General features: G+C 68.6%; 16 protein-coding genes. 10 read left to right on the top strand and 6 right to left on the bottom strand.

Annotated elements, in window-relative coordinates; all coding sequences use genetic code 11:
- Positions 1 to 59 precede the first annotated feature (59 nt).
- On the top strand, positions 60 to 767 hold the full coding sequence (locus E0H92_RS11565) for a helix-turn-helix domain-containing protein (protein ID WP_131496201.1): 708 nt from the start codon (positions 60 to 62) through the stop codon (positions 765 to 767).
- Here E0H92_RS11565 and E0H92_RS11570 read toward each other — a convergent pair.
- Complete coding sequence (locus E0H92_RS11570; RefSeq protein ID WP_131467369.1) at positions 764 to 1,162, bottom strand: NUDIX hydrolase; 399 nt, start codon at positions 1,160 to 1,162, stop codon at positions 764 to 766. The genes E0H92_RS11565 and E0H92_RS11570 overlap by 4 nt on opposite strands.
- 101 nt (positions 1,163 to 1,263) lie before the next feature.
- Here E0H92_RS11570 and E0H92_RS11575 point away from each other — a divergent pair, with 101 nt between their 5' ends.
- From E0H92_RS11575 to E0H92_RS11605, 7 genes are all read left to right on the top strand, one after another.
- A complete protein-coding gene (locus E0H92_RS11575) occupies positions 1,264 to 2,145 on the top strand; it encodes a PHP domain-containing protein (RefSeq protein ID WP_131467475.1) in 882 nt (293 codons plus the stop codon).
- Positions 2,142 to 2,759 carry a MarC family protein gene (locus E0H92_RS11580; RefSeq protein ID WP_131285542.1) on the top strand — a complete coding sequence of 206 codons (618 nt, stop codon included), beginning with the start codon at positions 2,142 to 2,144 and terminating at the stop codon, positions 2,757 to 2,759. Before E0H92_RS11575 ends, E0H92_RS11580 begins: the two co-directional genes overlap by 4 nt.
- Positions 2,756 to 3,643 carry a RecB family exonuclease gene (locus E0H92_RS11585; RefSeq protein WP_165547008.1) on the top strand — a complete coding sequence of 296 codons (888 nt, stop codon included), beginning with the start codon at positions 2,756 to 2,758 and terminating at the stop codon, positions 3,641 to 3,643. The genes E0H92_RS11580 and E0H92_RS11585 overlap by 4 nt, the downstream gene beginning before the upstream one ends.
- A 179-nt stretch (positions 3,644 to 3,822) precedes the next feature.
- Positions 3,823 to 4,668, top strand: coding sequence for an alpha/beta fold hydrolase (locus tag E0H92_RS11590; protein WP_165549750.1), 846 nt, complete (start codon positions 3,823 to 3,825; stop codon positions 4,666 to 4,668).
- A 242-nt stretch (positions 4,669 to 4,910) separates the two neighbouring features.
- Entirely contained in the window at positions 4,911 to 5,708 is a 798-nt protein-coding gene (locus tag E0H92_RS11595; RefSeq protein WP_131467371.1) for an ABC transporter permease, read from the top strand.
- Positions 5,701 to 6,516, top strand: coding sequence for an ABC transporter permease (locus E0H92_RS11600; protein ID WP_238153412.1), 816 nt, complete (start codon positions 5,701 to 5,703; stop codon positions 6,514 to 6,516). Before E0H92_RS11595 ends, E0H92_RS11600 begins: the two co-directional genes overlap by 8 nt.
- Positions 6,517 to 6,519: 3 nt before the next feature.
- Entirely contained in the window at positions 6,520 to 7,467 is a 948-nt protein-coding gene (locus tag E0H92_RS11605) for an ABC transporter ATP-binding protein (protein WP_131496203.1), read from the top strand.
- A gap of 89 nt (positions 7,468 to 7,556) precedes the next feature.
- Here the strand turns inward: E0H92_RS11605 and E0H92_RS11610 are convergent, their stop codons facing one another.
- Genes E0H92_RS11610 through E0H92_RS11620 form a run of 3 tightly spaced genes read right to left on the bottom strand, consistent with a single transcriptional unit; the run spans position 7,557 to position 9,005 of the window.
- The gene (locus E0H92_RS11610; protein ID WP_131496204.1) at positions 7,557 to 7,871 is read right to left on the bottom strand and encodes a hypothetical protein; all 315 of its coding nucleotides are present in this window, start codon (positions 7,869 to 7,871) and stop codon (positions 7,557 to 7,559) included.
- 10 nt (positions 7,872 to 7,881) lie between these two features.
- Complete coding sequence (locus tag E0H92_RS11615) at positions 7,882 to 8,193, bottom strand: hypothetical protein (protein ID WP_131285536.1); 312 nt, start codon at positions 8,191 to 8,193, stop codon at positions 7,882 to 7,884.
- On the bottom strand, positions 8,190 to 9,005 hold the full coding sequence (locus E0H92_RS11620) for a hypothetical protein (RefSeq protein ID WP_131496205.1): 816 nt from the start codon (positions 9,003 to 9,005) through the stop codon (positions 8,190 to 8,192). The genes E0H92_RS11615 and E0H92_RS11620 overlap by 4 nt, the downstream gene beginning before the upstream one ends.
- A 190-nt stretch (positions 9,006 to 9,195) precedes the next feature.
- Between E0H92_RS11620 and E0H92_RS11625 the strand changes: the two genes are divergently transcribed.
- On the top strand, positions 9,196 to 9,729 hold the full coding sequence (locus E0H92_RS11625) for an RNA polymerase sigma factor (protein WP_131467376.1): 534 nt from the start codon (positions 9,196 to 9,198) through the stop codon (positions 9,727 to 9,729).
- The gene (locus E0H92_RS11630; RefSeq protein WP_131496206.1) at positions 9,726 to 10,796 is read left to right on the top strand and encodes a hypothetical protein; all 1,071 of its coding nucleotides are present in this window, start codon (positions 9,726 to 9,728) and stop codon (positions 10,794 to 10,796) included. The genes E0H92_RS11625 and E0H92_RS11630 overlap by 4 nt, the downstream gene beginning before the upstream one ends.
- Here the strand turns inward: E0H92_RS11630 and E0H92_RS11635 are convergent.
- Together E0H92_RS11635 and E0H92_RS11640 are read right to left on the bottom strand one after the other, a co-directional pair.
- The gene (locus E0H92_RS11635; RefSeq protein ID WP_131467378.1) at positions 10,789 to 11,664 is read right to left on the bottom strand and encodes an alpha/beta fold hydrolase; all 876 of its coding nucleotides are present in this window, start codon (positions 11,662 to 11,664) and stop codon (positions 10,789 to 10,791) included. The genes E0H92_RS11630 and E0H92_RS11635 overlap by 8 nt on opposite strands.
- A 26-nt stretch (positions 11,665 to 11,690) precedes the next feature.
- Positions 11,691 to 13,208, bottom strand: a complete 1,518-nt coding sequence (locus tag E0H92_RS11640; protein ID WP_131496207.1) for an MFS transporter — start codon at positions 13,206 to 13,208, stop codon at positions 11,691 to 11,693.
- Between the last annotated feature and the right edge of the window lie 53 nt (positions 13,209 to 13,261).

Genomic DNA, 13,261 nt, shown 5'->3' on the forward strand with positions numbered 1-13,261 from the left:
GGAGGATAGGAAGTTTCGGTACTACGGAACTCCCGAGCCACCTGGTTACGCTCGAAGGCGTGCACCCGTGGATCGAGAACGTCACGCTGCGGCCGCCGGCGACGTCGGTCACCGTCCTACCACCGGATCCCGCGACCACGGTCGTCTGGCGGATGACGAGGGCCGGCGAGAGCGACGTACTGGTAGCGGGTCCGCGCACAACAGCGGCGTACCACGCCACCAAGGATCTCCCGGTGTGCGTGCGGCTCCGGATCCGGCCGGGTCGGGTGCTGCCGCTGCTCGGCGCGGCCGCCGACGAGTTGGTCGATCGGACGGTTCCGCTGGGTGATCTCATCGGGCCGACGGCAACCACTCTCGCCGAGCGGCTGGTCAGCTCCAAAGACGAACCCGAGCAGGCAGTCGAAGTTCTCGGTGATTTCCTGCTCGGTCAGCTGCCGCGTCGTCTTCCGGACCGCTTGGAGCTCGTCGGCCAAGCTGTAGCCGAGCTCGCATCGCCATGCGCCGTGGGAGAGACCGCTCGGCGCCTCGGAGTGAGCGAGCGGTACCTGCGGCGCGTGTTCCGCGAGGCCGTCGGCGTGTCGCCGAAGCAGTTCGCGCGCATCACCCGCGTACGCACGGTGATCGCGCAGGCGCGCCGCTCCTGGTCCGACGTCGCGGCGTACGCCGGGTACACCGACCAGTCCCACCTGATCGCCGACTTTCGCTCCCTGATGCGGGTCACCCCCACGGCCTACGCGACCGGCCGGGTGCCGTTGAGTACCTGCTAGCCGGGCAACGCGTTCCACTGCTCCAACGTGGAAACGAGCAGTGTCGTGGTCGGGAGCGCCGCGAACTCCGACCGGGTCACGAAGCGGGCGTCCGTCGCGTCGTCACCGGCCGTGAGCGTGCCGCCGACCGCCGTCGCCGCGTAATCGCGGATCACGTACAGCTGGCCGCGCGGACCGGGCCGCTCGACCTCGCCCACCAGTTCGCCGACCTTCACGGTCAGGCCGGTTTCCTCCGCGACCTCACGCGCGACCGCGGTCGGATCGTCCTCACCGGACTCGACCCGGCCGCCGGGAATCGACCAGAGTCCTCGCCCGGGATCATGCGCTCTCCGTACGACGAGTAGCCGGTGCTGCTCGTCGTACACCAGGGCACCTACGCAGTCCACGCGCTCCATGCACCCCGAGGATAGGGGTTCTGTGCACAAGTGCCAGGCCGCGGAGGTGAACGCGGATAGCATCAGCCGTGACAGTCCAACGGAAAGGACACGGCCAGCTCGTGCGCATCGACCTGCACACCCACTCGAACCGTTCGGACGGCACCGACCCGGTGGACGTCCTGATGAGGCACGCGCAGCAGGCCGGGCTCGATGTGATCGCGCTCACCGACCACGACACCGCCGACGGCTGGGTGGACGGCCGGCGGGCCGCCGAGGAGCTCGGCATCGGGTTCGTCCCGGGGCTGGAGATCTCCTGCAAGCTCAACGGGATCAGCGTGCACCTGCTCGGCTACCTCCCCGACCCGACGTACGCCCCGCTCGCGAAGGACCTGCAGGTGGTGCGCGAGGGCCGCACCGACCGGATCCCGACGATCGTCGCCCGGCTGAACAGCATCGGCGTACCGCTCACCGTCGACGAGGTGCTGGCCCAGGCGACCGGTACGCCGTCGGTCGGCCGCCCGCACGTCGCGGACGCGCTGGTCGCGAACGGTACGGTCGCCAACCGGAGTGAGGCGTTCGACCGGTTCCTCGCCGACGGCCGCGCCGGCCACGTCCCGCACTACGCGCTCGAGCCGGGTCACGCGATCGACCTGGTGCGGGAGGCCGGCGGTGTGCCGGTGATCGCGCATCCGTGGGGCCGGTCGAGCTACAAGGTGATGACCGAGGAGAACCTGGCGGGTCTGGTCGCGGACCACGGCCTGGCCGGGATCGAGGTCGACCATCAGGACCACTCGCCGGAGTCGAGGGAAGCGCTGCGGGCCATCGCCCGGAACCTCGGCATCATCTACACCGGCTCCAGCGACCACCACGGCCTCGGGAAGATCGACCACGACCTGGGGGTGAACTCCACCGAGCCCGAGCAGTTCGAGCGCCTGCTGGACGTTGCCAAGACCAACGCCGCCGCCTCCGGCTCCACTGTTCCCGAGGCCTACCTGCCGTGAACAGTGTCATCAACCTCGGGCTGCTCAGTGAGGTCGTGGTCACGCTGTTCGTGATCATGGACCCGCCGGGCACCGTGCCGGTCTTCATCTCGCTCACCGCCGGTCAGTCCCGCGCGGTACGGAAGAAGGCCGCCTGGCAGGCGGTGCTGGTCGCGTTCGGTGTGATCGTCGCGTTCGCGGCGTTCGGTCAGCAGATCCTGCACCACCTCGGCATCACGCTGCCCGCGCTGCAGTGCGCCGGCGGTCTGCTGCTCCTGCTGATCGCACTGCAGTTGCTGACCGACACCGCCGAGGACCCGGTGCAGACCAAGAACGTGAACATCGCGTTCGTCCCGCTCGGTACGCCGTTGCTCGCCGGCCCGGGCGCGATCGTCGCCACGATGGTGTTCGTGCAGCGGGCGAACGGGTCGCTGCCGGATGTCGTCGCGATCTCCGTCGGCATCATCCTGATCCATCTGGTGATGTGGCTGACGCTCCGGTTCTCCGGCATCATCATGCGGATCCTCGGCGAGAACGGCGTACTGCTCGTCACCCGGATCGCGGGCCTGCTGCTGAGCGCCATCGCCGTACAGCTCGTGGCCGACGCCGTCACCGACTTCATCAAGGCGGGATGACGGTGCTTCCCGGTATGCCGAAGCGGTTGTTCGTCGCGACGCCGACGAAACTGCTGACGTTCGCGGACTGCAAGCGGAAGTACCGGTACACGTACCTGGAGACGCCGCGGCCGCCCAAGGGCCCGCCGTGGGCGCACAACACGGTCGGTGCGATCGTCCACGAGGTGCTCGCGGACTTCTTCGGGCGCTGGCCCGCGTCCCGCCGTACGCCGGACGAGGTCGTCGCGAAGATGCGGTCGAGCTGGCGCAGCGAGGGATTCCGCGACGAGCAGCAGTCGCTGGACTGGCGGGACCGGTCGACCGAGATGGTGATCGGGTACCTGCGGGACACCGATCCGTACTACGAACCTCGCGGCGTGGAGCGCACCGTCGCGTTCACCACCGAGCGGGCCTCGCTGCGCGGACGCGTCGACCGGATCGACGAGCGACCGGCGCGGGACGGGAGCGGCGGGACCGAGCTGGCGATCGTCGACTACAAGACCGGCCGCCGCCCGCTGACCGCTGTCGACGCCCGGTCCTCGCTGGCGATGGCGCTGTACGTGCTCGGGGCGCGCCGCGTCCTGCACAAGCCGTGCACGCGCGTCGAGCTCCACCACCTGCCGACCAACACCGTCGCGGCCGCGGACCACGACGAGGCGTCCCTCGGCCGGCACCAGAAACGCGCCGAGGCGATGGCCGACGACGCGGCCGCCGCCGAAGCGAAGTGGGCCGAGGGGCTGACCCCCGCGGAAGCCGACGAGGCCTTCCCGCCGGAGCCGTCCGCGCTGTGCGGCTGGTGCGACTTCGCGAAAATCTGTCCCCAGGGCCGCCGCGAAGCCCCCACCCGCGACCCCTGGGCCGGCCTCGACGAGCCGTCGCAGATCCCACTGGAAGAGGCCGGCTGACTTTCGCGGCAGCTCGACAGTACGTATACGCCCACTACGCAGGATCGCCCGTCCCGCTGAGCGTGAGCCAGGGCGAGTCGGCCGGAGACCTCCTGTCGAGCTGCCGCCGTGCCAGCGCCGTGTGCGTGGGGTGCCAGTGGGTGGGTGGAGCCTGAGGGGGAATGAAAGGGGCTCGCTCGATGGGTGCGAAGACTGTGAACAAGTTGGCGGTGCCGGGGGCAACGCTGCACTACGAGGTCGCCGGCGCGGGGCCGGTGCTGTTGCTGATCGCGGGCGGCGGGACCGACGCCGGGGTGTTCTCCGGGATGGTCGGACAGCTCGCCGCGGAGTACACGGTGGTGACGTACGACCCGCGGGGCAACTCGCGCAGCGGGTACGCCGGTGACGCGACGGACGAGACCCTCGTACAGGCGGCCGCCGACGCGCTGGCCCTGATCGGCACGGTCGCCGGCAGCGAACCGGCGTACGTCTTCGGCAGCAGCTCCGGCGCGATCACCGGTCTCGAGCTGATCACCCGCCACCCCGAACGGGTGCGGATGCTGGTCGCGCACGAGCCGCCGTGCACCGAGGTGTTGCCGGAATCGGACGCGGACGACGCGCGGGCGTTCTTCGCCGACGTGTACGACACCTACCGCGCAGAGGGCCTGACCGCGGCCGACGTGGTGTTCATGATGGGCACCGGCATGGAGGACGACGCGATGCCGCCGATGGAGGACCTGCTGCCGGAGTACCGCGAACTCGCCGAGCGGATGCAGGCGAACGCGGCCAACTTCTACGAGCACAAGCTGTTGCCCTTCACCCGGTACGAGCCGGATCTGGACGCCTTGAAGCGGGTCGCCGATCGTCTCGTCCCGGCGGCCGGGCTGGAGTCGTACATGCATCTTCCGGGGCGGCCGATCGAGGTCATCGCGGACCGTCTCGGCTGGCCGGTGGTGATGTTCCCGGGCGGGCACGGCGGGTACTCCAGCCACCCGGCGCCGTTCGCCACCCACCTCGCTCATCTGCTCAAGAGCGACACCCTGTAGGTTCCTGTACCTTCCGGGCACCGGTCCGGGCGTGGGTCTGAGGGGTCCCACGTCCGGACCGGTTATTTGTGTTGACGCCGTCCCGCGGTCCGGCGTAGCGTCCCTCTTCTGCCTTGACAATCGGTGTGGTTCAGCCATGCCGTCACAGTGGTGTCCGAACCCCCGGGTCTTTCTGGATTCGGGGCGGTTCTGCGTGCCGCTGCGCCTCTCGGACACCACCTGGAGTTCGAGAGGAGGTTGCCGTGGGCGTCTACTGGGCGATCGCCGTACGGTCGTTCCGCCGGTTCTCGACGTACCGGATCGCGACCGCGTCCGGCGTGTTCACCAACACCGTGTTCGGGTTCATCCTGTGCGGTGTCTACCTGACCCTGTGGCACGAACGGCCCGGGCTCGGCGGGTACGACGTACCCGACGCGCTGACGTTCGTGTGGTTGCAGCAGGGGTTGCTGATGCCGATCGGGATCTTCGGCGCGACCACCACGAACGAGCTGGGCGAGCGCGTGCGCAGCGGGGAGATCGCGGTGGACCTGTACCGGCCTACGCACCTGCTGCTGTGGTGGCTGTCGGTCGATCTCGGGCGGGCCGTGTTCCAGTTGCTGGTTCGGGGCGGCGCGCCGTTCGTCGTGGGTGCGCTCGTGTTCGATCTCAAGTTTCCTTCGAGTCCGCTGGTCTGGCCGGCGGTGGCGCTCGGGCTGGTGCTCGGGATCCTGGTCAGCTTCTCGATCCGCTATCTGGTCGCACTGTCCGGGTTCTGGATCACCGACTCGCGCGGGATGGAGCACCTCGCGCTCGTGCTGTCGCTGTTCTTCGCCGGGACGATCCTGCCGCTGGTCGCGTTCCCCGGCTGGATCGGCGAGGTCGCCCGCGCGACGCCGTGGGCCGCGACCATGCAGGTGCCGATCGACATCTGGCTCGGCCGGAACCCGGGCGGGACCGGCGCGGCGCTGATGTTCCAGTGCGGCTGGCTGCTGGTCCTGGTGCTCGTCGCGCAATGCGTCACGTCGCTGGCGACCCGGAAGGTGGTGATCCAGGGTGGTTGAGCGGATCCTCCGGGCGCCGGCGCAGTACTGGATGCTGATCGTGATGTGGATCCGGTCCGTGCTCGCCTACCCGGCGTCGTTCGTGCTGATGCTGGTGAGCTCGATCCTGGTCACGGTGACGGACTTCATCGCGGTCCTGATGATGTTCAGCCACATCACGTCGTTCGGCGGGTTCTCGCTCGCGGAGATGGCGTTGCTCTACGCAACGGCCTCGATCGCGCTCGGTACGGCCGACCTGGTCACCGGCTCGATCGAGCGGGTCGGCGAACGGATCCGGACCGGGTCGTTCGACGCCTACCTGATCCGGCCGGTGCCCGCGTTCCTGCAGACGGCGGCGGACGGGTTCGCGTTGCGCCGGCTCGGACGGCCGCTGCAGGCCGGGACCGTCCTGGTGATTGCCCTGAGCAACATCGACGTCGACTGGACGGCCGCCCGCGTGCTGATGCTGGCGGTCTCGTTCGTGGCCGGGTCGGTGATCTTCGCGGCGCTGTTCGCGCTGGGTGGCGCGTTCCAGTTCATCTCGGTCGACTCGGCCGAGCTGGCCAATTCGGTCACGTACGGCGGTCAGGCGCTGACCCAGTTCCCGCTGACGATCTTCGGCAAGGAGATCGTCCGGGCCGTCACGTTCGTCGTACCGCTTGCCTTCGTCAACTACTACCCGGTGCTGTACGTGCTGGGTAAGCCGGCCCCGCTGGGCCTGCCGTCCTGGATCGGCCTGTTGTCGCCGCTGGTCGCCGTCGCGATGGTCGCGCTGGCGTCGCTGGCGTGGCGGGGCGGTCTCCGTCGTTACCGCAGTACAGGGAGCTGAGTCGTGCCAGTCATCGAGTTGTCTCAGGTGTCACGTGCGTTCACCGTGACGTCGCGGTCCGGCCTGCGTCGTACCCGGCGCGAGGTTCGAGCGGTGGACGAGCTGTCGTTCACGGTCGAACGGGGGGAGGTGGTCGGGTACATCGGGCCGAACGGCGCCGGGAAGTCGACCACGATCAAGATGCTCACCGGCATCCTCGTGCCGTCCAGCGGTTCGATCCGGGTAGCCGGGGTGGATCCTTCCCGGCACCGGCTCAAGCTGGCCAAGCGGATCGGCGTGGTGTTCGGCCAGCGTACGACGCTCTGGTGGGACCTCCCGTTGAAGGACTCCTTCGCCGTACTGCAGAAGATGTACGACGTCCCGCCGGCCCGGCACCGGCAGAACCTGGCCACCTTCGTCGAACTGCTCGATCTCGGCGACCTGCTCGACGTACCGGTACGCGCTCTGTCGCTCGGGCAGCGGATGCGCGGTGACATCGCCGCCGCGCTGCTGCACGATCCCGAGATCGTCTACCTGGACGAGCCGACGATCGGGCTGGACGTGATCAGCAAGGCGCGACTCCGCGAGTTCCTCGCACAGGTCAACGCGGAACGCCGCACGACGATCATCCTCACCACCCACGACCTCGACGACATCGAGGCCCTGTGCACCCGGGTGATGGTCATCGACCACGGCCACCAGATCTTCGACGGCACCCTCGACGGCCTGAAATCCAGCCAGTCCGCCCCCCGCACCCTGGTCGTAGACCTGGCCGCAACCCTGCCCCCCATCCAGGTCACCGGAGCCACAGTCACCAAAACCGAAGGCCCCCGCCAACACCTAACCTTCCCCCCCAACACCAGCGCCGCCCCCCTCCTCGCCGAAATCGCCGCCAACTACCCCCTGGTAGACCTATCAGTCTCCGAACCCACCATCGAATCCGTGATCACCCAGCTCTACAACACCGCCTAGACAGAATCAGCGGTCGGCGCCTGTGGGGCTGACCATCTGGGGAGGATTACCTACCCGAATCAGGCAGGAAACCTCCCCAACATCCTCGGCTACGCGAGATCGGCAGCCATCGACGCGAACACGACCTCGGGGTCCATGCCCTTGGGGTCCTCGCGCCAGCGGCGGGCGGAGTCCGGGAGTTCGTCCTCGTCGACCGTGCCGACGCCGGCCTGGATCAGGCGCTTGGCCTCCGCGATACCGATGTCGACGTACTGGAGTTCGTTGAGGAAGTAGTAGTCATGCCGGGCACCCTCGTTGTAGTGGAACTTCCCGGTGTTCCCGACATACGTCCAAACGTCCTCCTCCACCAGTGCCGCCACCCACAACTCCCGCTCCCCGTCCTTGACCAAGAACAACCGCGTCATCGTGAAGGTCCTAGTCGTTGGAGCCGGCGGCCATGGCGAGCACATCGGCGAGGGCGAGCGGGTTCGGGTCTGCGCGCCACTTGGCGAGGGACGTCGCGGAACGCGCCTCGTCGAGCGTGCCGACTCCCTGATCGATCAGCCGCCGGGCCTCCGCCGGGCCGATCGGTTCGTAGGTGAGGTCGCGCACCATGTAGAAGTCGTTGCGCAAGGCATTGTTGTTGTGGAACTTACCGGTGTTCGCGACGTACGAATACATAACCTCATGCGCCAAAGCCGCAACCCACACCAACCGCTCCTCTTCCTTGACCAGGTAGAGCCTCATCGCGCGATCCCATCTGTCTTGTCGAGTGTGGTGTTGTGTGACCTCTGCTGCTCGCCTTGTGGCGCCCCACGCCCTTCGCTCACGGGACGCAGCCTGGAGTCACTGTAGTTGTTCACCTGAACCCGGGTTCCGCCCAGTTTCGTCAACTCGTCGATACCCTGTGGTGGCTTCAACGTCTTCGACGCCTCGACGGATCGTTGCCTGGCCTCGGCCCGCTCTTCCAGCGTGGCGGTCGCGCTGCGCTCGATCTCGTACCAGGGAGTTGTCATCTCCTTGACCTTCGCGGACGCGACCGAATGGAACTGGACCTCGACCCGCGGACATCCCGAGATCGTCATGCCCGCATGGAGGCCCTTGTACCTCGAACCTTCGGTGTACGAGTGCATCGCTGTCCTGACGTGCCAGTCGTGACTGTTCAGCTCGTCGACGGTCCGCCGAGCCGCGGCAACCAGTTCGTCAGGATTCTCAGCTACTGCGGTGTACCGCAGTATGTCGTCGATCGGGAGGTGCCGGCCGGCGTCCGTCCAGTCGGCGATCTTGCGCGCGAGGGATTCTGGTGACTTGACCCGGCGGTCCAGTTGGTACGGCATGGTGCCTGACGGGAGTGAGTCGAGGAACTGGTCGGTCACGATGGGCTCCACGGCCGCTGCCTGCTCGAGTAGGTGCAGGCTCCGCTCGGTTGCTTCGGGGCCGTAGCGGCTGCTGATCTCGTCCGTGGACGCCGACACGTCGTCCCAGATCAGGGGGCGGGTGGCGTTGAGGGCCTGGTGGAGGGATTTGGGGGTGGGTGGGAGGGGTGGGGTGCCTGGCATCTGGTTTCCCCTGGTCGGTGGGCTGTTCTTCGACCGTAGGGAGTTGGGGGTGGGCTGTGGGGTGGGAAATTGGATCTGTGGATAACTCGGGTGGGTTACGGAATGGGGTGGGGTGGTGACCTTGGGGTGGTGGGGTCGTTGAAATGCGGGTAGGACCCAACCGGGCGGGTCGATCGGGGGTAGAGAAGGTATGCCGACGATGACGGGTGAGCCGGTGGTGGGGGTGCAGGGGCCGCCGGGGGACGGGCCTGGGTTCGTCGCGTGGGTGCGGCCGCATCTGGTGGCGATGGCGCGACTGGCGGGGCGGCTCGCGGTCGGGGCGGATCGGGACGACATCGTGCAGGAGGCGCTGGCGCGGGCCTGGGCCAAGCGCTCGCAGTACGACGCGAGCCGCGGTACGCCGTCTGCCTGGCTGCTCGCGATCACCGCGGACCAGGCCCGGAAAGCGGTACGCCGGATGCGCCCGGGCGGCGCGTCCTTGTCGCTGATCGACGAGGCCACGGGCGGACCGGTGTCGAGGCCGGATCTCGACGCCCGGATGGATGTGGACCACGCGATCATGTCGCTGTCGGCGCGGCAGCGGCTCGCGGTCGACTGCTACTACTTTGCGGACCTGTCGATCGCCGATACCGCCGCCGTCATGGGCTGCTCCGAAGGCACCGTGAAATCCACGCTGTCCGATGCCCGCACCAGACTCCGCACCCTCCTGGAGGTGACCGAATGAAGCAGACCGATGAGGTCGACGACCTGTTGACCCGCGCCGGCGCTCGCTGGCGGGCTGATCAGGAGGCGCCGCCGGAGCCCGATCTCGAGTACATGCTGAGCGGCGGCCGCAAGCACCGTCGCTGGGTGCCCGCGCTCGCGGCGGCCAGTGTGGCGGTGATCGCGGCCGGCGTCATCGCCGTACTCCCGGACCCGAAGACCCCGAAGACCCCGACGGCCCAGGCGCCGAGCACCACCGCGGCGACGCCCGACGCCAGAACCCCGCAAACGTTTGCCCAAGGCAACGACGAGTTCCTGGTGAAACCCGGCGACAAGGTGCAGGTGAGCGGCCAGATCATCGCCGCCACCGGCAAGACGCCGGTCTTCTGCCCGCCGTTGGCCGTCCACGCGATCGGCTACCCGCCTGGTCAGGAGCCGGCCCCGAGTTGCCCCGACAAGTTCGCGGTCAAGCTCAACGGCCTGGACCTGGACAAGATCCCCGGCCTCTCCACGATCAAGGGCGTCCTGACCGGCGAAGCGACGGTCACCGGCACCTGGCGCGGCGGCGCGATCGACGTCGACGGGCAGACCGGCCTGAAGCCGCTGGAATATCCGGCGCAGACCGAGCTGGAATGCCCGGTCCCGCCCGGCGGCTGGAAGTCGCAGCCGAGCAACATCTCCTCGACGGCGGTGACGAAGTTCCTGGCGGCGCACGCCGACCAGGCAACCGGCCCGATCTTCCGCTACCCGAACGGCACCAGCCGCGGCGCGCCCGTGGTGATCCTCATCGGTCTCGCGCACGGTGACGCGGCCGCGTTCCGGCAGGCGTTCGAGAAGGTCTACCGCGGGAACTACTGCGTGGTCCCGACCCTGCTCAGCCAGTCGGACGAGCAACGGGTCACCACCGCGATCGGCAATGTGATGAGCGGCAACCCGAAGCTCGGCATCTACGGTGCCAGCGGTGCCGGCATCTACGGCGGTCCCGCGTTGGCCCAGGTCACGGCGTACACCCCAGAGGTGAAGGCCGCGCTCACGCCGGTCGGACTGGACCTGATCCGGGTGGCGCCGCAGGTGCGGCCCGTCAGGTAGTCGTCAGGCTGGGGTAGTCGTGGAAGAAGTCCACGAGACGGCGGGCGGTCGCTGCGGGCTGGTCGATGGCTGGTGAGTGACCGGCGTCGGGGATGACCTCCGCCTCCAACCCGAGAGCTGCGGCCATCGCCTCCTGCACCGGGAGCGGCCAGCCGTCGTCGGTCGCTCCGTGCAGTACCTGTGTACGTACGCCGGACTTCGCGAGCTGATCGGTCTTGTCCTCCGCGTCGGTCAGCCGGCGAGTGATCTCGGCCAGGCTGGTCGGCACGTTGCCGGTGAACCGCTTCCGCAGGAACGCGGCGATGTCCTCCGGCGGAGCGACGTACCCGGGCGCCTTGCTCTCGTGGTCGAGCTTGAGGTCGTACACCTGCTCGATCGGCAGGTTCTCGAGCCCGAACGCGAGCATCTGCAGGCTCTGGAGCGTCGTCTCGTCGGTGAAGGCGCCCGGCCCCGAGCAGAGCAGTGTGAGTGTGGAGAACACCGACGGGTCGGTCAGCACCGCCTCACGCGCCACGAGCCCACCGAACGAGTGGCCGACCAGCTGGCTATACCCGCCCAGCGCCTTGCTCATCGCCACCACGTCCGCGCCCAGCTCAGCCAGCGAGTACGCCGACTTGTCGGAAGGACCTGTGGTTTCGTACTGACCCCGTTGGTCGACGGCCACCGTGCGCCACCCGTACCGGCACAGGTGGTCGACCAGGGGAGTGAAGTCCTCTTTGCTCCCCGTCCACCCCGGCACGAGCAGGACCGTGCCGAGCGGCGTACCGAGGTCCGGTACGGCGGTCAGGGTCGCGAACGCCCCACGGTCGGTCTCGAGTGTCTCTGGGCGCACCCCGTCGGGCAGCGTCAACGTACGCGGCGTACTCACAAGTAAAGAGAATAGGCCCTAACCGTTCACCTGGTCCGAACCAGCTTGGCTGTGGTCGCGGCGAGGACCAGAACCATTGCGACGCTCACCCAGGCCGCCACCTGTACGCCGTCCGTGTAGGCGTCCCGCGCCGCCGTGAGGAGCTGCTGGGCGACTGGAGCGGGCAGGTGCTGGGCCTCAGCCACCGCATTGCCCAGCGTGTCGCGCACAGAGTCCGGTGCGCCGACCGGCACCGACACTCCGGCCCGGTAGACCGCTGTGACGATGCTGCCCGCGATGGCGATGCCGAGCGCTATGCCCAGCTCAGTGCCGGTCTCACCCATCCCGGACGCGACACCGGCTCGCTCTGGCGGTGCACTGCTCACAATGACGTCGTACGTGAGCGCAAGGACCAGTTGGATGCCCAGGCCGGCGAGAGACAGTCCGACGACGACTGTCCAGCGCTCGGACGCTGTCATCAGTGCGAGTCCTGGTGCCGCGGCCAGGAAGCCGGCTGTCATCGCGGTGCCCGGGCGGAGGACGCGGACGACGTATGGCGCACCGAGCGTGCCGACGATGCCGGCGACCATCGTCGGCAGCATCCAGAGACCTGCCTCGAGTGGCGTCATACCGAGAACCAGCTGGAAGTACTGCACGGCCAGAAACTGCACGGCGGCCAGCACGTAGAGACCGAACATCTGCGCGCCGAGCGAGGCGCCGAACGCGGGCCGGCTGAACAGACGCAGGTCGAGCAGGGGCTCCGGCAGCCTGAGCTGGCGGCGGACGAACACCCAGCCGAGGCCCACGCCGACCACGGCGACGGCCAGGGCGCTCAGGTGCGGTCCGCTCTTCGCGGTCTCCTTGACGGCGTAGACGAGCGAGATGATCGCGCCGATGGACAGAACCACGCTGAGCGGGTCGATGCGGCCGGCCTGCTCGTTCCGGAACTCGGGGAGCAGCGGCCGCGCTACGACGAGCAGGAGCAGCAACGGCGGTACGCCGATCAGGAAGACCGACCCCCACCAGAAATGGTCGAGGAGTACGCCGCCGACGAGGGGACCGGCCATACCGCCGATCATGAAGTTCGTCATCCAGATCGCGATCGCCATCCGGCGCTGACCGGGATCGCGGAACATGTTGCTGAGCAGCGACAGCGTCGACGGCATCAGGGTCGCTCCGGCCACTCCGAGCAGTGCCCGCGCGGCGATCAACTGCCCGGAGCTGGTCGCGAACGCCGCGAGCAGCGAGGCGACGAGGAAGCCCGCCGCGCCGATCAGCAGCAGCCGGCGGCGCCCGATCCGGTCGCCGACCGTGCCCATGGTGACGAGCAGCCCGGCCACCACGAACCCGTAGACGTCGATGATCCAGAGCAGCTGGGACGAGCTGGGCGCCAGATCCTTGCTGAGAGCCGGCGCCGCGAGGTGCAGGGCCGTGCCGTCGAGGCCGATCAGGATGGTGGGCAGCGCCAGCACGGCCAGCCCGAGCCATTCCCGCCGCCCGGCGCGCGCCGGGCCGTCGTCGCAGTCGGGGGTCGGAGGGTCGGGGCAGATCGCTGTGCCGGTCATGTCCAGCATGCTGAGAGCTCAAGTGTCCTTGAAGTCAACAGCTCGGTGTGGGC

The sequence above is a fragment of the Kribbella speibonae genome, from assembly GCF_004331375.1.
GTDB lineage: Bacteria > Actinomycetota > Actinomycetes > Propionibacteriales > Kribbellaceae > Kribbella > Kribbella sindirgiensis.

Bases quoted from the DNA above. Each gene is read 5' to 3' on its own strand.
- E0H92_RS11570 (WP_131467369.1), bottom strand. From the start codon at position 1,162: ATGGAGCGCGTGGACTGCGTAGGTGCCCTGGTGTACGACGAGCAGCAC.
- E0H92_RS11585 (WP_165547008.1), top strand. From the start codon at position 2,756: ATGACGGTGCTTCCCGGTATGCCGAAGCGGTTGTTCGTCGCGACGCCG.
- E0H92_RS11590 (WP_165549750.1), top strand. From the start codon at position 3,823: ATGGGTGCGAAGACTGTGAACAAGTTGGCGGTGCCGGGGGCAACGCTG.
- E0H92_RS11610 (WP_131496204.1), bottom strand. From the start codon at position 7,871: ATGACGCGGTTGTTCTTGGTCAAGGACGGGGAGCGGGAGTTGTGGGTG.
- E0H92_RS11615 (WP_131285536.1), bottom strand. From the start codon at position 8,193: ATGAGGCTCTACCTGGTCAAGGAAGAGGAGCGGTTGGTGTGGGTTGCG.
- E0H92_RS11620 (WP_131496205.1), bottom strand. From the start codon at position 9,005: ATGCCAGGCACCCCACCCCTCCCACCCACCCCCAAATCCCTCCACCAG.
- E0H92_RS11625 (WP_131467376.1), top strand. From the start codon at position 9,196: ATGCCGACGATGACGGGTGAGCCGGTGGTGGGGGTGCAGGGGCCGCCG.
- E0H92_RS11630 (WP_131496206.1), top strand. From the start codon at position 9,726: ATGAAGCAGACCGATGAGGTCGACGACCTGTTGACCCGCGCCGGCGCT.
- E0H92_RS11640 (WP_131496207.1), bottom strand. From the start codon at position 13,208: ATGACCGGCACAGCGATCTGCCCCGACCCTCCGACCCCCGACTGCGAC.